Origin of the sequence: Alkalicella caledoniensis, assembly GCF_014467015.1 — a bacterium.
In the GTDB taxonomy this organism is placed as follows: Bacteria; Bacillota; Proteinivoracia; order Proteinivoracales; family Proteinivoracaceae; genus Alkalicella; species Alkalicella caledoniensis.
This window is the reverse complement of the sequence record NZ_CP058559.1, coordinates 3,392,995-3,411,040: the sequence shown is the minus strand read 5'-3', so window position 1 is coordinate 3,411,040 and position 18,046 is coordinate 3,392,995. Positions and strand designations below refer to the sequence as shown.

General features: G+C 34.5%; 23 protein-coding genes and 1 tRNA gene. 9 read left to right on the top strand and 15 right to left on the bottom strand.

The features are described 5' to 3' along the window. Positions 1 to 177 precede the first annotated feature (177 nt). From HYG86_RS16700 to HYG86_RS16655, 10 genes are all read right to left on the bottom strand, one after another. Entirely contained in the window at positions 178 to 327 is a 150-nt protein-coding gene (locus tag HYG86_RS16700; RefSeq protein WP_213166688.1) for a hypothetical protein, read from the bottom strand. A 149-nt stretch (positions 328 to 476) separates the two neighbouring features. After that, positions 477 to 1,361, bottom strand: a complete 885-nt coding sequence (locus HYG86_RS16695; RefSeq protein ID WP_213166687.1) for a hypothetical protein — start codon at positions 1,359 to 1,361, stop codon at positions 477 to 479. Between the two features lie 162 nt (positions 1,362 to 1,523). After that, a complete protein-coding gene (locus HYG86_RS16690; protein WP_213166686.1) occupies positions 1,524 to 2,078 on the bottom strand; it encodes a TlpA family protein disulfide reductase in 555 nt (184 codons plus the stop codon). Then, complete coding sequence (locus HYG86_RS16685) at positions 2,078 to 2,752, bottom strand: cytochrome c biogenesis CcdA family protein (RefSeq protein ID WP_213166685.1); 675 nt, start codon at positions 2,750 to 2,752, stop codon at positions 2,078 to 2,080. The genes HYG86_RS16690 and HYG86_RS16685 overlap by 1 nt, the downstream gene beginning before the upstream one ends. A gap of 40 nt (positions 2,753 to 2,792) precedes the next feature. Next, the gene (locus tag HYG86_RS16680) at positions 2,793 to 2,996 is read right to left on the bottom strand and encodes a heavy-metal-associated domain-containing protein (protein ID WP_213166684.1); all 204 of its coding nucleotides are present in this window, start codon (positions 2,994 to 2,996) and stop codon (positions 2,793 to 2,795) included. A 15-nt stretch (positions 2,997 to 3,011) separates the two neighbouring features. Then, positions 3,012 to 3,278, bottom strand: coding sequence for a metal-sensitive transcriptional regulator (locus HYG86_RS16675; RefSeq protein ID WP_213166683.1), 267 nt, complete (start codon positions 3,276 to 3,278; stop codon positions 3,012 to 3,014). Between the two features lie 183 nt (positions 3,279 to 3,461). Continuing rightward, the gene (gene lgt, locus HYG86_RS16670) at positions 3,462 to 4,199 is read right to left on the bottom strand and encodes a prolipoprotein diacylglyceryl transferase (protein ID WP_213166682.1); all 738 of its coding nucleotides are present in this window, start codon (positions 4,197 to 4,199) and stop codon (positions 3,462 to 3,464) included. A gap of 11 nt (positions 4,200 to 4,210) precedes the next feature. After that, positions 4,211 to 5,128, bottom strand: coding sequence for a cysteine synthase A (gene cysK, locus HYG86_RS16665; protein WP_213166681.1), 918 nt, complete (start codon positions 5,126 to 5,128; stop codon positions 4,211 to 4,213). A 19-nt stretch (positions 5,129 to 5,147) separates the two neighbouring features. Next, positions 5,148 to 5,585 (bottom strand): RrF2 family transcriptional regulator, encoded by a 438-nt coding sequence (locus HYG86_RS16660; RefSeq protein WP_213166680.1) that lies wholly within the window; start codon positions 5,583 to 5,585, stop codon positions 5,148 to 5,150. A gap of 68 nt (positions 5,586 to 5,653) precedes the next feature. Continuing rightward, complete coding sequence (locus HYG86_RS16655) at positions 5,654 to 6,058, bottom strand: OsmC family protein (protein WP_213166679.1); 405 nt, start codon at positions 6,056 to 6,058, stop codon at positions 5,654 to 5,656. A gap of 95 nt (positions 6,059 to 6,153) precedes the next feature. Between HYG86_RS16655 and HYG86_RS16650 the strand changes: the two genes are divergently transcribed. Together HYG86_RS16650 and HYG86_RS16645 are read left to right on the top strand one after the other, a co-directional pair. Then, positions 6,154 to 6,600 carry a DMT family transporter gene (locus HYG86_RS16650; RefSeq protein ID WP_213166678.1) on the top strand — a complete coding sequence of 149 codons (447 nt, stop codon included), beginning with the start codon at positions 6,154 to 6,156 and terminating at the stop codon, positions 6,598 to 6,600. Between the two features lie 53 nt (positions 6,601 to 6,653). Continuing rightward, positions 6,654 to 6,728: transfer RNA gene (locus HYG86_RS16645), tRNA-Arg, on the top strand. Positions 6,729 to 6,834: 106 nt separating this feature from the next. Here the strand turns inward: HYG86_RS16645 and HYG86_RS16640 are convergent. After that, positions 6,835 to 7,521, bottom strand: a complete 687-nt coding sequence (locus HYG86_RS16640; RefSeq protein WP_213166677.1) for a DUF421 domain-containing protein — start codon at positions 7,519 to 7,521, stop codon at positions 6,835 to 6,837. A gap of 124 nt (positions 7,522 to 7,645) precedes the next feature. Here HYG86_RS16640 and HYG86_RS16635 point away from each other — a divergent pair, with 124 nt between their 5' ends. Next, positions 7,646 to 7,840 (top strand): hypothetical protein, encoded by a 195-nt coding sequence (locus HYG86_RS16635; RefSeq protein WP_213166676.1) that lies wholly within the window; start codon positions 7,646 to 7,648, stop codon positions 7,838 to 7,840. Positions 7,841 to 8,025: 185 nt separating this feature from the next. Next, on the top strand, positions 8,026 to 9,069 hold the full coding sequence (locus tag HYG86_RS16630) for a M42 family metallopeptidase (RefSeq protein WP_213166675.1): 1,044 nt from the start codon (positions 8,026 to 8,028) through the stop codon (positions 9,067 to 9,069). Between the two features lie 194 nt (positions 9,070 to 9,263). Here HYG86_RS16630 and HYG86_RS16625 read toward each other — a convergent pair whose 3' ends face one another. From HYG86_RS16625 to HYG86_RS16620, 3 genes are all read right to left on the bottom strand, one after another. Then, positions 9,264 to 10,127, bottom strand: a complete 864-nt coding sequence (locus HYG86_RS16625) for an NAD(P)/FAD-dependent oxidoreductase (protein WP_213166674.1) — start codon at positions 10,125 to 10,127, stop codon at positions 9,264 to 9,266. A gap of 109 nt (positions 10,128 to 10,236) precedes the next feature. Then, on the bottom strand, positions 10,237 to 10,344 hold the full coding sequence (locus HYG86_RS18405) for an RCKP-type rubredoxin-like domain-containing protein (protein ID WP_343064138.1): 108 nt from the start codon (positions 10,342 to 10,344) through the stop codon (positions 10,237 to 10,239). A gap of 145 nt (positions 10,345 to 10,489) precedes the next feature. Continuing rightward, a complete protein-coding gene (locus HYG86_RS16620; protein WP_213166673.1) occupies positions 10,490 to 11,164 on the bottom strand; it encodes a hypothetical protein in 675 nt (224 codons plus the stop codon). A 107-nt stretch (positions 11,165 to 11,271) separates the two neighbouring features. Between HYG86_RS16620 and HYG86_RS16615 the strand changes: the two genes are divergently transcribed. After that, the gene (locus HYG86_RS16615) at positions 11,272 to 12,789 is read left to right on the top strand and encodes a putative polysaccharide biosynthesis protein (protein WP_213166672.1); all 1,518 of its coding nucleotides are present in this window, start codon (positions 11,272 to 11,274) and stop codon (positions 12,787 to 12,789) included. A gap of 33 nt (positions 12,790 to 12,822) precedes the next feature. Here the strand turns inward: HYG86_RS16615 and HYG86_RS16610 are convergent, their stop codons facing one another. After that, positions 12,823 to 14,301 carry a UDP-N-acetylmuramoyl-L-alanyl-D-glutamate--2,6-diaminopimelate ligase gene (locus HYG86_RS16610; RefSeq protein WP_213166671.1) on the bottom strand — a complete coding sequence of 493 codons (1,479 nt, stop codon included), beginning with the start codon at positions 14,299 to 14,301 and terminating at the stop codon, positions 12,823 to 12,825. Positions 14,302 to 14,503: 202 nt separating this feature from the next. On the opposite strand from HYG86_RS16610, the gene HYG86_RS16605 reads away from it, so the two are divergent. The 4 genes from HYG86_RS16605 to HYG86_RS16590 are packed head-to-tail and all read left to right on the top strand — an operon-like array spanning position 14,504 to position 18,041. Next, positions 14,504 to 14,737, top strand: a complete 234-nt coding sequence (locus HYG86_RS16605; protein WP_213166670.1) for a FeoA family protein — start codon at positions 14,504 to 14,506, stop codon at positions 14,735 to 14,737. Further along, positions 14,738 to 16,543: a ferrous iron transporter B gene (locus tag HYG86_RS16600; RefSeq protein ID WP_213166669.1), complete on the top strand. Its 1,806-nt coding sequence runs from the start codon at positions 14,738 to 14,740 to the stop codon at positions 16,541 to 16,543. Positions 16,544 to 16,587: 44 nt separating this feature from the next. Further along, positions 16,588 to 17,109, top strand: a complete 522-nt coding sequence (locus HYG86_RS16595; RefSeq protein WP_213166668.1) for a class I SAM-dependent methyltransferase — start codon at positions 16,588 to 16,590, stop codon at positions 17,107 to 17,109. Next, complete coding sequence (locus tag HYG86_RS16590; RefSeq protein ID WP_213166667.1) at positions 17,106 to 18,041, top strand: lysylphosphatidylglycerol synthase transmembrane domain-containing protein; 936 nt, start codon at positions 17,106 to 17,108, stop codon at positions 18,039 to 18,041. The genes HYG86_RS16595 and HYG86_RS16590 overlap by 4 nt, the downstream gene beginning before the upstream one ends. Positions 18,042 to 18,046: the final 5 nt, after the last annotated feature.

Here is an 18,046-nt window from a genome sequence, read left to right as displayed (position 1 = left end):
CCCCCACTAATTACCACTTAATTATAGTTTCTACCTTTTTCTTTAAATTCCTGCTTAATAATTAACTTTTTTTGTTATTTTCCCCTTAATAAGACTAAAGTATTATTAAGGCTTAAACCAAAAGACCTAAAAAAAAAGCAGCCCTTGTTAAAGGCTGCAAGTCCAAAACTACTATTGTTATGCGGTGACTCCGGAGGCATCACTTTCTTTGAGAGTACTTATTACTCTTTGACCACACTTAGGACAATCAAACTTACCTTCTAGTTGTACCATACCTTGTAGACCACAACCCAAACATATAAATTCGATGGCATCCACAGTATTCATTAAAATACCGCCTCCCTTAAATAAGTTTTATTCTTTTTTAATAATTCTCCAAATTTTTTAAAATCCCTTCTTTAATTTGGAATATTTATATAATTTAATTTATTCTATTATATCCTTATGTGGAACAGTTTATTCTTTTTGAACTTAAATTATCTGTTAATCCAAAAACTAATTGTCTCTACTTCCTTTAAGTCGCTATCTCTAACGAATTTAGCAAAATTTTGCCCTTCCCTTAAGCCAGTTGTATCAAAGCTTATGGCCTGATAGCCTTCAGACTCTTTGAAATAAACTCGCAGGTTGTCACCTTGCTTTTGTATGGTTAATATCTGAGCGCCAAATACATATAGGCCTATTTGATTATCTTCTAGGTTTTCCAAAATCTCAATGTCATAGCCCGCTGATGAGATAACAGGCTTAACCTCGCTATCTACCATAACAAATTGGTCTAACCCTTGAGATGCTAGATACTTCTCTCCCTCATCTAAAATACTATAATTCACCGGTGTGGAATATATATAGTCTTCTTCCATGGTTATGGTTTCCCCTAGGTTGTTTACAAAGTGATATGTAATTGTTCCTTCTTTAAGCTTTTCTTTACTGAATGTCACCATTTCGTAGCCTGAATCGTTTGTATCCACATAAATGTGTACAATACTATCATCTTTATAATAACGAATTTGTTCTACGCTGGCTTTAATTGTATAAACTCCAATTTTCTCAAAATGATTAATGTTAGCTTCTGGTATAGCCATTGCTTCTATACCGTGATTTTCTAAAATGGATAAGTCGTAACTTTCACCGCCTGCAATAAAGTATCTTGGAAACATGGTATGTAACTCCTTAGAAAACTCTTTTTCATCTACTATCTTTTCGAATTGTAGTGTAATATAGTCTGGCTCCTGTGAAGAAAATAAAGCCCCTGATAATTTCACAATAGAGAAAATAGCTATGGCTATAACCAATATAGCCACAATGGCTCCTAGTATGATTTTGCTCTTATCTAAACGTACAACAGCAAAAAAATGTTGACCCACAAAAAAACCCCCTTCTCAGCTTTTTTTATATATTTATTGATATATTTTAGATCTTAGAACAAAAAAAGCGCATGTAAGCGCTTTTAATGGAGATTTGGTGAGTTTTAAGAACCTAAGTATTTCCAAAGGTTTCTATATTTTAGATTATAAATGGTTATTTTACTATCTTATCTCTTTAATTTTTTTCACTATTTGCTCATAATCCATGGCACCTACATGTTCATAGTATATTATACCGTGAGGATCAATAAATAGTGTTTTTGGTATAAATCTCACCATGAAAGTCCTTTCTATATCACCATCACCTTCTAGCACTAAAAAATCATAATCAAAGTGATCCACATAAAGTTCAACTTCCTTCATATTTCGGTCTAAGTTTACAGCCAAAATTTCAAAGTCACTATCTTTATAGTCATTATACACTTCTTGCATGTGGGGCATTTCCTCGATGCATGGAGGACAGGTTATGCTCCAAAAATTTAGCATGACTATTTTTCCTTTAAAATCTGAGAGTTCATAACTTTCACCTGATAAACTGTTCAACTTGAAGTTTGGGGCTAATTGTCCTACATTGATACCAGTTTCTACATTTTTATTTTTCAAGTTATCTCCTGTACTGCCTACATCCTTTGAAAAAATATAGTCTTGTACTAAAAAATATCCAGTTATGCTTACTATTATAATTAACAAAAATACACTTAATTTTTTAGACTTCACTACCATATACCTCCTAACCATATTGATATTATTGACAGGTAATCAAAAAAAACTAAAATTCCAACTACTATAAGAATAATTCCACTTATCCTTTGAATTAGAGGAAGGTATTTGTTTAATTTAGATATATTTAGTATGCTACCAAAGAACATCATAGATACAAATATTGGCAGAGAAAATCCCAGGCAGTAAAAACTTAATAAAAACATTCCCTCATAAACCGTGGCACTATTGGATCCAAGTACCAAAATCGATGCTAAAACAGGCCCTACGCAGGGCAACCACCCTCCTGCTAGAACAACACCTAAAAGAAAGGATCCTCCATAGCTATTATGCTTCTTTATAACTCTTGACCGTACAGGAAACAAATTTAGGTTTATTATTCCCACCATATTCAGGCCCATTAAAACTATAAACATACCACCTATTCTTCTAAGAACCCCTAATGTATTATATATTACCCTTCCTAGTATGGAAGCACTACCTCCCAGGAGTATGAATATTATGGAAAAACCCAAAATAAAACTTACCGTGTTGAAAAAAAGAATCAGTTTCTTTCCCCTTGGATTAAATGCCACCATCTGAGCAAAAAGGCTAGGTAGTAGGGGAAAAATGCAAGGGGATAAGATTGACACTACACCAGCACCAAAGGCTATATAAAAGTTGATTTCCATACTTGTACCTCCTTGAAAAAAGGACCTAAAAATTTAGGTCCTAAAGCACTGTGTAGCCAGCGTCATCTATGGTATTTATAATCATTTCACGAGTAATATGGGAGTCTTCATAAGACACTTTAACAACACCTGTTGCTAATTCCACTGAAACATCATTTACTCCCAATTCCTTTAGCGCTTTCTCCACTGAAGCTTTACAATGCCCACATGACATCCCAGATACATTTAGTTCCATTACAACCATATTAAAAACCTCCTTTTATTTTAAGAATTTAGATAAAACACCCATTAGTTCTTCTACTTTTTCTTCTTTATTATCACTTGAAAGAGCTTCTGACATACAGCCCTTTGTATGACCTTCTAAAACCATGATACCAACTTTATTGACAGCTGCACGTACTGCCGCTAATTGGGTCAAAATGTCCACACAGTATCGCTCATCTTCAACCATCTTTTGAATGCCACGAACCTGTCCTTCTATTTTTTTTAATCTACTTTGTACATCGTGGTTACAACCCATTTTCATTACCTCCTACCCCTAATAGGTATATTCATTAATTCAATGATATATGCTAGTAATATTTTTGTCAATATTTGAAAAAATTATAGATTCTTTTATGTTGCTGGTTCGTAAATGACTCTTATCTAACATATTTAATAACTAAAGCCTAGCATCTCTAAAGAAGATAGATGCTAGGCTTTTGATAGATTATTCTTGCAATTTTTTTCTGTTTAGATAATACAGCAAAAATCCTCCAGCTAAAATAAATACACCACTAATTAATTGAGCTACTCTGAAAGGTCCTAGCATTAGGCTATCTGTTCTCAATCCTTCAATGAAAACTCTACCAAAGGAATATCCTATAAGGTACAAAGCCATAATTGACCCATCTTTTAATTTTGCTCTACGTAGCAAGTATACTAATGCACCAAACACTATCAGGTTCCAAACTGATTCGTAAAAAAAAGTTGGATGAACATATTTTCCGTCTACAAGTATCGCCCAAGGCAGGTCTGTTTCCCTACCATATGCCTCCTGATTCACATAGTTTCCCCAACGCCCTATGGCCTGACCAAGTATCAAACTGGGTGCCACTATGTCTGTAAACTCAAAGAAGCTAATCTTTTTAACCTTACTAAATATATATGCAACTATGATACCTGCGAGGACTCCTCCATGGATGGCAAGGCCTCCCTCCCAAATTGCAAATATTTTTCTGGGGTCACCCATATACTTATCTAACTCAAAAATTACATAATATAACCTAGCTCCTAGAATTGCTAAGGGTATGACAACTATTACAAATTCATCGATGAACTCTGGGTTAATGCCCTTAAGTTTTGCATGCTTCTTTGCAAAAAACATGCCTAAAAGAATACCACTTGCAATAATAATCCCATACCAATAAATTGGAATGGGACCTACGTTAAAAGCTACTGGGTTCATACATAGTCCTCCTAAACCTCTTCATACAGGGGGGTAGAAAGGTATCTCTCTCCATTGTCAGGTAACATAACAACTATTCTTTTCCCCTTATTTTCTGGCAGTACCGCTAATTTTTCTGCAGCAACGAAAGCAGCACCAGATGAAATCCCAACTAAAATTCCGTGTTCTTTGGCAAGTTTTCTACTGGCCACAAATGCTTCTTCATTGCGTACCTTAGCAATCTCATCTACTATCTCTTTATTTAGTATTTCTGGAATGAATCCCGCACCTATCCCTTGAATCTTGTGAGGTCCAGGGTTTCCTCCAGATAAAACAGGAGAATCTTCAGGCTCCACAGCAACAATTTTTATATCTGAGTTATGTTTTTTTAAGATTTCCCCTACTCCTGTTACAGTACCGCCAGTACCAACTCCTGCAACAAAAATATCAATGTCACCTTTAGTATCAGCTAAAATTTCTTCAGCTGTAGTTTTCCTGTGTACATCAGGGTTTGCTTTATTCATAAACTGTTGCAAAACAATTGAGTTGTCTACCTGCTCATTTAATTCACTAGCCTTTGCAATGGCCCCTTTCATACCTTCTGCTCCAGGGGTAAGTACAAGCTCAGCACCGTAAGCCTTTAAAAGTTTCCTTCTTTCTACACTCATTGTATCAGGCATGGTAAGGATAAGCTTATAGCCTTTAGAAGCACAAACTAGGGCTAGCCCTATTCCTGTATTCCCACTGGTTGGCTCGATTATAGTAGTACCTTCATTTACTAGGCCTTCCTTTTCAGAAAACTCTACCATATTCTGGGCTATTCGATCTTTAACACTTCCCCCTGGATTAAAGTACTCTAATTTAACTAAAATCTCAGCTAAGTAGTTATTTTCACTTACCCTAACTAGTGGTGTCTTGCCAATTAATTGTGCAATGTTTTCATATATCATACTCTTTCACCCTTTCTAATTATATGTAGTACATTATTTGCTCTGTTTGTCTTGCTTTTTCACTAAGCTCTTCAAAATTTACACTGCCCAGTATGTTTGAGATACTAACTTCAACTTCTTTCCAAAGGGGATGAAAAAGACAACTATCAGATTTCTCACATTCTTTTTTTTCAGGTATACATGGAGCATGTACAAAAGGGCCGTCTGTCAAGGAGATTATATTCGCCACTGTTATATCCTTTGGGTCCTTTGCTAGAAAGTAGCCCCCTACTGCACCTCTCTTACTTTTTGTGATACCCCCTTGCTTAAGGAGTATTAGTATTTGCTCAAGAAACTTAATGGGAATATTTTGTTTTTCAGCGATTTCACCAATTTGGATAGGCTTACCCTCATGATGATTTATAGCTAACTCCAACACTGCCTTGCATGCATAATCACCTTTGGCAGATATTTTCAAAAGACCACCTTCTCTACTTTTTCTATCTATATAGTAGTATATTAGATTAATAAATAATATATGTCAAATTATTTATTAATCTCAAACCTAAAACTAATCTTAGCTTTTGGTTCAAACATATTTGATACACTACAGTATTTATCCTTTGATAGTTTTATTGCTCTTTCAACCTTATCTCCATCTAAGTCCCCTTTAAATTTATAAACAATCACTATTTCTTCAAAATAACGGGGATGTTCGTCTCTTCTTAAACCCTCTATTTCAATTTCCATACCCTCTACATTTTGTCTCATCTTCTCTAAGGTACTTATTACATCCACTGCAGTGCAGCCACCTATGGACATAAGTGCCATTTGCATAGGTCTCACTCCAGTTATGTCATCAATATCCATTAATACTTCAGTGTTGTGTTCATTTACTCCTACAAACTTCATTCCATTTTTCCATTTAACAGTTGTTTTCATTTTATCCATGATTTCACCCTCCTAAAAATATTTTACCACTAATTAGATAATACTATAATGAACTATTCTTTAAAATAGTAAAATATTAAGAAAGGAGGATTTTCTTGAATATCATTAAAAACTTTCTACCTATAATAATGGCTGCACTTAGTGGTATGGCTATGACATTCCAGGGAACTTTCAATTCAGCTCTTGGGAAAAAAATTGGTGTTATTGAAACTTCAGTGGTCGTTCATGTAATAGGTCTAGCTGTAAGTATACTCTGTGTATTTTTTTGGGGCACTTTTCCTAAGATTAGTACTTTAAGGGATGTTCCATACTATTCCTTACTTGGAGGTATATTAGGTGTTGTGATAGTTGCAGGGGTTGCTTATACTATTTCTAGAACAGGAGCAGCTTTTGGAATCTCTATTATTTTAATTGCGCAACTTGTTTCTGCGGTAGTTCTAGACCACTTCGGGATCTTTACCTTAGAACGTATCCCCGTTGATACAGTAAGGATCGTGGGAACATTGTTGATGGTAATAGGGGCAAAATTATTGGCTAGGTAAATTATTCTCCTTGAAAAATATATTATTTGTGTTATACTTTAAAAAGTAGTTTTGCGCCTATAGCTCAGGGGATAGAGCACCGGTTTCCGGAGCCGGGAGCCCAGGTTCGATTCCTGGTAGGCGCGCCACTTCAGTTAACGTGGCTTGTTCTCATTTGAATTCTTTAACCCTTTTCATAATACAGGATTTAGTCTATAATATCATACCAAAAAGCGCCCAATTAGCTAAGGGCGCTTACTTTTTTTTCACATGTTTAGGGCAGACATATATGGATCCTCTGCTATCTTGCTGTGCAAAAATTATTTCGTTTATATGATATCCATATTTTAAGATCACGTCCTCTAACCATTTTTCATCCTTTTTAATTCTACTTAATCCTTCATGCTGCACTAGACCATCTAGTATTAATGGAGTAGGGAGACCTTCGTATGCTGGTTTTATACCTAAGTCGTTTGGCATAATAGGTCTACGGTCTGATTTCAAAATTACGCTCAATTTACCGTTTGTTTCTAAAATAGCGTACTCCACGTCTTCGATATTTGAAATTCCTTGCTCCCTTAACTGAGAAATAAAGTCTGTAACGCTATATCTTAACCTTCGCATTTCATCACTTAAAAATTTACCATTTTCCACAACTATACTAGGAGTACCCTCAATTATTGCCCGAGCCCGTTGACTTTTTAATGCAATAAAAGATAGCAATATTTCGGCTCCAACTAGTGTTGCAATAGGTATTAATCCAATATGCAGCGGCACACTGAGGTCATCCATGGGTATAGCTGCTAGTTCAGCTATCATAATTGCTACAACCAAGTCGAACAAGGATAATTGTCCTATCTCCCTTTTACCCATCAACCTCATCATAAATAATACTGCGCCATAAATGAATATAGTCCTTAAAAAAGTCTCTAACATAACCATTACAACACCTCCTCTTTAAACATACCAATTTTATTTTTACCTATCAATGATTTTCTATTCTCCTATCCATAAGAATAAAAGATCTAAACTTATGCAAAACTAAAAAAAAGGAAGGTGAATAGCTTTGACTCACAAAAGACAAATCAATAGATTTAAAGCTAAGTGTAAAGATATCGGTTATTACACTTACCAGGACACTGAGTTTGGCCATTTATTCGACTTTGATCAAAGTTTTCATAAAAAGATGCAAAGGGCAAGTCACAGTCATCAACGTGGTTTTTTTAGACCAGTTATCAAAAATCTACCTGAAGATATTTAGAAAAAGCGTATTAATATAAATGATTTTTTCTATCTTAGTAAACCTCGATTAATAATTACGAGGTTTATTTTTTTTAAACATATGCTGAAATTTTATCCACTGCAATTCCCCCCATGTGAAAGAGAATATATTTCAAAATATTGCAATTTATGATAGTATTAATTTTAAATATGGAGGTGGTATTTATGTTCAATCAAAGGGAGTATCTACTTAGTTGTTTGGAAAGTCTTTTAAAAATTCCTTCAGTAACAGGAAATACTGAACAGGTAATAAAATTTATCGAAAAGGAAGTAGCCCAAAGTACAGGTCACTCTAACCTAATTTTGAATAAAAACAATAAGGGTGGTTTAATAATAACCCTAAAAGGACAAACCAGTGAGAATGCTATAACGGTATCAGGACACGTTGATACACTTGGAGCAATGGTTAATTCCATTAAAGGAAATGGTCGCCTCGAAATCACTCAGATAGGTGGATATGACTGGCATAGCATAGAAGGAGAAAATTGCATAGTACATGGTGAAAAAGACTTTACAGGAACTATCGTTTTAAACAAAACTTCTGTACATGTCTATGGTGGTGAATCGTCCAAATCCCCACGAGATCAAAACTCCATTGAGGTTAGAATCGATGAAAATGTTTCCAGTAAAGAGGATGTACAGAAATTGGGAATATCTGTAGGTGATTTTATTTCCTTTGATCCTAGGGTGGTTTTTACTGATAGTGGTTTTATAAAAAGTAGACATCTTGATGACAAGGCTGGAGTAGCTGTCATGCTTTCAGTATTAAAAGACTTACTAGAGAAGGATATCCTACCTAAAAATCCAGTTCACTTTTTAATAAGTAACTATGAAGAGGTAGGCCATGGATCAAGTTTTATACCAGAAAATACATCGGAAATTATAGCAGTGGATATGGGCGTCGTGGGAGGTAACCAGCAGGGAACAGAGTTCCATGTTTCAATATGTGCAAAGGATTCCAGTGGACCTTACGATCTAGGCATCAGAAAAAACTTGGAAACTATTTGCAAAAATAATAGTATCCCTTATAAAATTGATATTTTCCCCTATTATGGATCAGACGCCAGTGCAGCCTTAAGGGCTGGAAATAACATAAGAGCTGGTTTAATAGGACCAGGAGTACTGGATTCCCATAGCTATGAAAGAACACACATTGAGTCCCTAGTAGCAACTGCACAGTTACTTTATAACTATTTAACTAAATTTTAGTACTATATGAACTGCATAGTTATCTACTTCGTATGCAACAATAATAATGAGGAGGGATAATTATGTTCCATAAAAAGAAAATGCGTAAAAAGTCATGGTTAATGTACATGATACCTGTAGCAGCTTTTGTGCTTGGTAAAGCAATAAATCGCAGATAACTCCTCACGTCAAAAAGTGGCTTATAGCCACTTTTTTTAATTACTTTTCTTTAATTTATCGATATAACTCACACAACTTAAACCTGCCACTGTTCCTTCTCCCACAGCTTTAGCTACCTGAAATGGCTTACCTGTACAGTCACCTGCAGCAAATATACCAGCTATATTTGTTGCCATGTTACGATCGACTCCAATAAACTTGTTTTCTATCCTAAGATCTGTAATCAACTGGGAAGGAGGAACATTCTTCTTTAAGAAAAAGACTCCATCTAGTTCTAATGTCCTTGTTTCTAATTTAAGGGCTTCTACCTTCTTTTCTCCTATTACTCTTTCAACTTTCTCATAAAGGATTTCTATGTTATCACTTTTGAATTCTATCTCTTGTTTGTACTTTGGTATGTAATATACTTTACTACATAGCTCTGATAGAAATTCACACTCCTCTTCCCCTTCCTCAGTGTCTGCTACAATAGCCACTATTTTCCCTTTATAAAGTGGGCCATCGCATGTGGCACAATATCCTACACCTTTTCCTAGTAATTCCCTTTCCCCTTCCACTGTCTTAGTCTTTGGTATACCTGTAGCAATTATCAAACCCCTTGAAATGTATTCACCTTCCTTAGTAGTCAACTGAAACTGATCACCATAGTCATAAATAGCTAAGATTTTTTCTTTTTTTATCTCAATGGAGAATTTAGCAACATGTTGTAAAAACTTTTCCTGAAGAACTATTCCTGTACTATCTGGGAAGCCTAAATAGTTATCCATATGTGATGCCTTAAGCAGATCAGTACTTTCTATGGCCCCACCAAAAATAACCACATTCTTGTTCCTAATTTTGCAATTTATTGCCGCTGATAAACCTGCGGGACCTGCTCCAATTATGGCTATGTCATACATTAAAAACCCTCCTTTGAAACTATTTTTAGCTATTTAGCTGCAGAATATGATTGCAAATACATTGACACTGACAAAAAAAATAACGCACCCATTTTTGGATGCGCTATTGTTACTCTTTTTTCTCAAATGTTGATTGTCCTTCACACTCTGGACATTTTCTAGGTTTACATCTACCTTCTTTTTCAAAACCACAGTTTGTACATTTAAATACTGCCATTTTTAGCACCTCCCACTTAAATTACTATATCTTTTCGATACTCTCCTATAAAATTCCTTCTAAATTATCTAAATAATATTTCCAAAAAATCAAACTTAATACTTATTTAGCATGTGTTTTTTGTTTATATGTTATAAATAACACCCTAACCCTTCATGTAGCTATACTTCATACCATTAACAAATACTTTGGGCACTACAAGATGGTCAGTTATCTCCAGTAATAGCTGATCCCCTTTTTTCCCTTGTACAAAATAGGGAAGTTTTTTGTTGAGAATTTTTTCGCCACATCTTAGAGACAGTTGAGTATATACTCCACTGTCTTTTTTTATTGTTTCCCATGGCTTTAATTTGTCATAAGTAACTATATGTGGATGATCTTCTATTATCATGGATAAATATTTACCATCTTTTATAATTTCTGGGGAAAAGTCACTTCTATCATATGAAACCCTTTTATTAGGCTCCAAATATTTATAGTTAATCAAAGTGAAAACACCTTGGGGGATTTTAGATAAGAAATCTATACCTGTCCAGTCCTTTTTACTTATATTAAATAGCAGTACAGCTCTGTGATATTGATAACCAATTTCCCCGAATTTTTTAGACCACCAGACTTTTAGCTCCTTTTCAATCTTTCTTTGCTCCACACTGGTTATATGTAGTTTTTTTGCGCATCTAAGTTCAATTTTTGCAAAGTCAACGCAGTGGCCATCAAAATATTCTATGGAGTGATTTCCTAGCCATACAAGAAGTTCTTTATCATATTCACCCACTATCAACCCCAACTGATTTCCAAAAACATCATATATCTTAAGCATTTTTTTACACCTCTTTGCATTATATTTAACATAGAATTCAACAAAGAAGTGTGAAAACCCTTTTTTAATACATATAACTAGGAGGAGATTTTTTGGCTAATTCGTTGATGAAACAAACATTTTTACTTATGATAGCTAGTCTTTTAGCTAGATTCTTAGGCCTTATTTACCAGACATTATTATCAAGAACAATAGGACCACAAGGATTAGGACTGTATCAAATGACCTTTACTATCTACATGGCAGCTCTAACTTTAGCTTCTGCAGGCTTATCACAAAGTATATCTAAATTTACATCTGAGTTTTTAGCAAAGGGTGATACAAAAAATGCCCGTAAAAAATTAAATATAGCCCTTACCCTAGTCCTTATAACTTCGACTACCATATGCATTTTTATCTTTTTAAGTGCACCAAAGCTAGCTCAGTATCTATATGACGATAACAGATTGATACTACCTTTTAGATTACTAATAGTAGCTATCATGTCCGTTGCCATATCACAAGTCTTCCAAGGGTACTTTCAAGGGCAAAAAAACATGTTACCCACTGCAACCTCACAAATACTTGAGCAAATTATCAGGATTCTATCAATATATATTGTTGTTATACCCCTTCTACAAAAGGGTGTTGTTGCGGCAACATCTGGGGCAATTTTAGGTATGGGAGTTGCAGAATTTACAGGATTAGTTGTACTAATATCATTTTTCATATTATCTAAAAGGAAATCAAGGGTTCATAGTAGTTACACAAAAACCATCAGTAGTCCTATGTTGTTGAAGTCGTTATTATTAATAGCCCTTCCCATTGGCTTTGGCAGTTTAGTCTCAACAGTTAACTATTCATTATCAACACTTATTATCCCAAGGGCTATGATGATTGCTGGTTTTACAAAGGAGTTTGCTGTTGAGTCTTTAGGTTATTTTTCTGGTATGGCTATGCCCCTTCTATTCTTCCCCACTGTCTTTACATTTCCAATTGCCTTGAGTCTTTTACCTGGTGTTTCGGAGGCCATGGCCGTGGGTAATAATGCTCTAGTAAAGCAAAGAATAAATCTGGCCACCAAGTTTACCATAGTACTAGGTTTTTACATAACTTTAATATTAAAAATTTACAGTGATCAACTACCTTTCATGATATTTGGTTACAAAAGTGCTGGATATATGGTTTCGGTCCTAGCTTATAGCGCTCTGTTTTTATACCCTCAACAGATTTTTACTGCTATCTTACAGGGGTTAGGTAGACCTTCCCTCGCTTTAAGGAATCTTGTGATTTTCACCGTGGCTAACTTAGTAAGTCTTTTGATTCTAGTGTCAAGGTTCGGAATTATTGGTGCAGCATACACTTTTATAATTGTAAACATACTTGCTTTCATCATAGATCTGTCCACAATACGTACGATAATACATATAAAAATTGATGTGGTAAACTGGCTTATTAAACCAGGCATCGCTCTGCTGACAGCCTACAAATTAGCTACAACTTTTTTAAATGTGTACAGTTTCAGTGTTCCGACAACAATTATGAATATTCTCCTAACCTCAGTATTCTTTATATTAGCCATATTATTATCCACAACATTTAGCAAAAGTGAATTGTCTAATACAATAAAATTAATTAAAAAATAGGATTTAGGAGTGATGTACTCCTAAATCCTATTTTTATTCTGATGCCACCTCAGATTTCCAACCTTTGGCGAAAAATTTATAGACTACTTCTTTATCGCTATATGGTATTTTTTCACCCTTTATAAGTTGATAATTTTCATGACCTTTCCCAGCTAATAAAACTATGTCATTTGCTTTAGCCTTTTCCAATGTAAACATTATAGCCTTTTCTCTGTCTGTTATGGTCTCATATATATTTTTTTCAAACCCCTTAACAATATCAGCTACTATTTCTTCGGGGTCCTCGTATTTAGGATTATCCATGGTTACAATTACTTTATCTGAATACCTCTGGGCTATCTTCGCCATGATAGGTCTTTTTTCCACATCACTATTGCCAGGACAGCCAAAAACAGTAATCAAATTGTTCTCTTTGATTCTGCTAAGATTAGAGAGAACTTTTTCTAAACCATCTGGAGTATGGGCAAAGTCTATATATATACTAAATTTCTGCCCTAAATCTATTTTTTCCAACCTACCGGGTATTTGTTTTAAATCTTCCAATCCCCTTTTAATACTATGTAAATCATAACCCAAACTTAGGGCAACTGCACAAGCAGCTAGAGCATTTGATACATTGAAATCCCCTGTCATGGGTAGGTTTATGGCTATATTTTGTTTTTGAAATGATACAGTAAACTGTGTCCCTTGCTTATTCCTTTCAGTGATTGCACCTACCACATGGGCTGTTCGATCTTCCAGTGCGTATGTAATCACATTACTAGTGACTATATTAACTAATCTCGATCCGTACTGGTCATCAATGTTGATGACTGAACAAGAATTTTTGTCTTTCAGTTTATTGAATAATTTAGCCTTAGAGTTAAAGTAACTTTCCATATTTTTATGAAAATCTAGATGATCCTGAGAAAGGTTTGCAAAAACGGCCACATCAAAATCACAATAATCAACCCTATGTTCTTCCAAGCCGTGGGAAGACACTTCAGAAACTACAGTATTAATTCCTGCCTTAACCATTTTATCTAGGGTGTGTTGAAATTCTAATGATTCAGGGCTAGTATTATTTACAGGCAAATAATCATCATCACCTATTTGTATACCTACTGTGCCAATTAAGCCTGTTGCTTCTTTTTTATCAATAATACTTTTAAGCATATGTGTTATGGTGGTTTTACCATTAGTTCCTGTTACACCAATCATTTTCAGTTTATCACTGGGCTTATTGTAAAAAATAGAAGAAACATAAGCTAAAGCAGCCCTAGAATTATCTGCTTTTATTTGAACACAAGGAACATCAAGTTCTTTTTCCACTATCAAGGCTGAAGCCCCTTTATTTACTGCATCCATTGCAAACTGGTGTCCATCACTATGGTAACCCTCAATGCAAACAAAAAGGCTATCTTTTAACACTTTTCTAGAATCGTAACAAATATTTTCTATGTAAATATCTTTAGTATCATTGTCTCCAATTAGCTTTCCTTTTAATCCTGCAACTAAAGTTGATAACAACATTTTAACTTCATCTCCTCAGTTTTTGATCTATAAATAATTATTATACACATATTACATCAAAATAAAAGTTTGACATTTAAAAAGTTTTTTATTTCACTATTGACTTTTTATAGTCAACATTTTACAATAGGTTTGTGAGAACAATTTTCATTTATTTTTTTATTTACAATTGATAATAATTATCAATTTCGGAGGTGTTTAAATGACATTATATAGTATGAAAAACAACCGCAAAGGGGTAATTGTGTCAACACCAGACAATACCTTGTTGAATGCTTTAGGTGTTCGTTGTGGCAAGTGCTTTGAATGTAAAGTGAGACAGCCCTTTGGTGGACCTATGGTAATTCAGATTGATGATAGAAAAGTAGCCATAGATAAAGATATTGCTGAGACCATTGAAGTCTCTGAAGCAGCTGAAATACTGGAGGTTAGTTAAATGGATTGTCACAATACACAACATGTTTTATCACCAGATAGTAGATTTAAGTTTTTACTTATGGGCAACCCAAATGTAGGTAAAAGTGTAATTTTTTCAAAATTAACTGGTCTTAATGCATTGGCTGCCAACTATCCTGGTACCACTGTATCATATACCATGGGTACAGTAAAATTCAAAGGTGAAACTGCTACCCTAATTGACGTTCCTGGAACATATTCACTAGATGTTACATCTGAAGCCGAAAAAATAGCTCAGGACTTCTTAAACCAAGGAGCAAATGCCATAATATTTGTTTTAGATGCCACAAATCTAGAACGAAATTTGAATCTGGCACTGCAGGTATTAGAATATAAAATCCCTACAGTTTTTGTACTTAACATGCTAGATGTGGCAGACCGTAAAGGGATCAGTATAAAGGTAGATTTATTAGAAGAACTTCTTGGAGCTCCTGTTATACCTCAAATTGCAGTGCTAGGGCAAGGTTTAAACCAGCTACTAAGCACAAGTTGGAGTGTAGCGAAAGATAGCAGCCAAGAAGTTATTAAATTCTCTCAAAAAGATGATAAATGGCAAATAGCTGCTGATATAACTAAAAAGGTTCAAAAGAAAACCAACACTTCTAATACCTTAGGTTTTATGGAAGCCCTTGATGATCTAACAGTTAAACCTTGGCCTGGATTACCAATTACTATGGGTTTACTACTTTTGGCCATGGGATTTGTTGTGGGTGGTGGTAAAGCTTTAAGGGGAGGTATTTTACTCCCACTTTTTAATGGCTATTTCGTCCCCTTTGTGGAACGAATTGTTGGAAATATACTTAGTTTAAATTTTATTCAAAATTCAATTGGTTCAATAGTTGATATAAATATTATTCAAAATGTTCTCGTTGGAGAGTTTGGTGTACTGATAAAAGGTGTTGAATGGCCTATTACATTAGTTCTACCTTATGTTTTCCTTTTTTATATTGTACTATCATTTTTAGAAGATAGCGGTCTACTACCTCGCTTAGGTATATTAGTAGATGGGGTCATGAAGAAAATGGGTCTGCAAGGGGGTAACTTAATCCCTGTGTTTCTAGGGTACGGGTGCGCAGTTCCAGCCATTTTAGGTACTCGTGCTTCCACATCCATGAAGGAGCGTAAAATAATTGCTACTATTGTTGCATTAAGTGTCCCATGTATTTCACAGACAGGTGCATTTATTTCTCTACTTGGTAACCATTCATTCTTCTTAGTCATATTTATGATCCTTTTATCATTTATTGTGATGTTTATAACAGGTAACATTCTAACTAGAATTATACCAGGTAAGATTGACCCTATAATATTGGAAGTCCCTAATCTTTTAAAGCCAAACGGAAAAACTTTGGTCCGAAAAGTTTGGATTAGGATTAAGAACTTTATTGTAGAAGCTGAACTACCTATGATTTTAGCCATATTATTTGCAGCTGTTGTATTTGAGTTCGGTCTTCTTAATCGTTTAGGGGATGTTATGCAACCCCTTGTTGTAACATGGTTAGGGCTTCCTAAAGAGGCTAGCTTACTGCTTATACTAGGTATTATAAGACGGGAGTTGGCTGTACTACCTATGATGGAAATGGGACTTTCCACAGTTCAGTTGATGGTAGGTGCAACTGTTGCTATGTTCTACATGCCTTGCATAGCAGTTTTTGGTGTTCTAGCCCAGGAGTTTAAGTTTAAATTCGCACTATTTATAGCCTTGTTAACTACTTCAGTAGCATTTTTACTGGGAGGCTTAGTAAACCACTTTGCCAATCTTCTAAGTTTAATAGGTATAATATAATGTCTGTAAGCGGTATTCACAAATCAACCAACTTTTTCGAAAAGTTGATAGTAAAGATACCAGCACTATGTCAACTATATTGCGGTTTTTATAAAAGTGCAGTTTTGGACGAGGCAAAGCTAGCTAACTTAGATACCCAAGACCATTTGCTTTTTGTTGGTGGTGGAGCAATACCATATAGTGCTATTATATTATCTAAGTTTGTTAAGCATATTACTGTTATTGATCGAGATTTGTGTTCAACAAAACTGGCAAAAAAATTAATCACAAAATTAGGAATCACTAACATAACCTTAGACCATAGTAAAGCTGAAGATTTGAATACATCACCTTATACAGCTGTATTTATACCCTTGCAAGCGGAACCTAAAACAATTATCTTAAAAAACATAAAGAAGCAATCTTGTGGTCATACCAAAATCATAATGCGAATACCCAAAAAATCGTTTAACAGTGTTTATACATCTTTAGATGAATTACCTGTGAAGGAGTATACCTTGAAAAACATAAAACAGCTAACCTTCGATAAAGTTATCTGTTTTGATTGCGGGAAAATTCTATTATGAAAAAGTTTTTTAAATGGTCTTTCTACTTTTTAGTTATAGTTTTGTTTTTATACACCGTTAGAAAAATAGATTTTAATATTCTTAACCACTTAAAGTCTCTATCCCTCTGGAAAGTAGCATTTCTTATTTTGTTACAGTGTTTATCAATAGTTATAATAGCTTTACAATGGCAATCTATAATACAAAAATTTCACACAAAAGTAAACTTATTAAAAATTGTTGAGCTAAATATCATTGGAACTTTTACTGAGTCCATCACCCCTGCTGTAAAATCAGGGGGTGAAGGGGTAAAACTGTTATTACTAAAACAATACTTCTCCATGGAGTATAATGAGGGATTATCCGTTATAATTGCTCAAAAAGTGGTTAGTGCCGGCGTCTTCTTTCTATATTTTCTCATTTCCATTATTTGCTTAGACTTCAAGTTTACACTTAGTTATCAAAGCTGTTTCCTTTTTTTAGGTATACTTTTAATTTTGGGAATAACTCTATATTACCTATTTCCTAAAAAATATAAAGCTAAAACTACTCAATTCTTAAAAAAGGTCAAAGAAAACTTAGACCTTATAAGACAGGATAATAAGTTATTCTACCAGTTATTAGTAAATAATTTAATAGTCTGGCTAGGATATCCGTTAAAACTATATATTGTTTCTTCGGCCTTTGATGTTCAATTAAGCTTCTTTCAACTATCAGGCATCATATTTATAACATACGGGGTTAGTATGCTACCCACGACACCTGGAAGCATAGGAACATATGAAGGAACCATGGCCATGCTACTGACACTAAACAAGGTACCCTTGGATATAGCCCTAGGTGTATCGATGATAACAAGATTCTTCACCTTCTGGTTAGTTGTATTAGGAAGTGGAATATACTTACTTATAAAGCAATTTTTAAATAAAGAACCTAAGGAAATTACTCCTTAGGTTCT

Coding starts and splice junctions, on each gene's coding strand:
- HYG86_RS16700 (WP_213166688.1), bottom strand. CDS start 327: ATGAATACTGTGGATGCCATCGAATTTATATGTTTGGGTTGTGGTCTA.
- HYG86_RS16685 (WP_213166685.1), bottom strand. CDS start 2,752: ATGGAAATCAACTTTTATATAGCCTTTGGTGCTGGTGTAGTGTCAATC.
- HYG86_RS16680 (WP_213166684.1), bottom strand. CDS start 2,996: ATGGTTGTAATGGAACTAAATGTATCTGGGATGTCATGTGGGCATTGT.
- HYG86_RS16675 (WP_213166683.1), bottom strand. CDS start 3,278: ATGAAAATGGGTTGTAACCACGATGTACAAAGTAGATTAAAAAAAATA.
- lgt (WP_213166682.1), bottom strand. CDS start 4,199: ATGAACCCAGTAGCTTTTAACGTAGGTCCCATTCCAATTTATTGGTAT.
- cysK (WP_213166681.1), bottom strand. CDS start 5,128: ATGATATATGAAAACATTGCACAATTAATTGGCAAGACACCACTAGTT.
- HYG86_RS16655 (WP_213166679.1), bottom strand. CDS start 6,058: ATGGATAAAATGAAAACAACTGTTAAATGGAAAAATGGAATGAAGTTT.
- HYG86_RS16640 (WP_213166677.1), bottom strand. CDS start 7,521: ATGGTTATGTTAGAGACTTTTTTAAGGACTATATTCATTTATGGCGCA.
- HYG86_RS16630 (WP_213166675.1), top strand. CDS start 8,026: ATGTTCAATCAAAGGGAGTATCTACTTAGTTGTTTGGAAAGTCTTTTA.
- HYG86_RS16625 (WP_213166674.1), bottom strand. CDS start 10,127: ATGTATGACATAGCCATAATTGGAGCAGGTCCCGCAGGTTTATCAGCG.
- HYG86_RS18405 (WP_343064138.1), bottom strand. CDS start 10,344: ATGGCAGTATTTAAATGTACAAACTGTGGTTTTGAAAAAGAAGGTAGA.
- HYG86_RS16620 (WP_213166673.1), bottom strand. CDS start 11,164: ATGCTTAAGATATATGATGTTTTTGGAAATCAGTTGGGGTTGATAGTG.
- HYG86_RS16615 (WP_213166672.1), top strand. CDS start 11,272: ATGAAACAAACATTTTTACTTATGATAGCTAGTCTTTTAGCTAGATTC.
- HYG86_RS16610 (WP_213166671.1), bottom strand. CDS start 14,301: ATGTTGTTATCAACTTTAGTTGCAGGATTAAAAGGAAAGCTAATTGGA.
- HYG86_RS16605 (WP_213166670.1), top strand. CDS start 14,504: ATGACATTATATAGTATGAAAAACAACCGCAAAGGGGTAATTGTGTCA.
- HYG86_RS16600 (WP_213166669.1), top strand. CDS start 14,738: ATGGATTGTCACAATACACAACATGTTTTATCACCAGATAGTAGATTT.
- HYG86_RS16590 (WP_213166667.1), top strand. CDS start 17,106: ATGAAAAAGTTTTTTAAATGGTCTTTCTACTTTTTAGTTATAGTTTTG.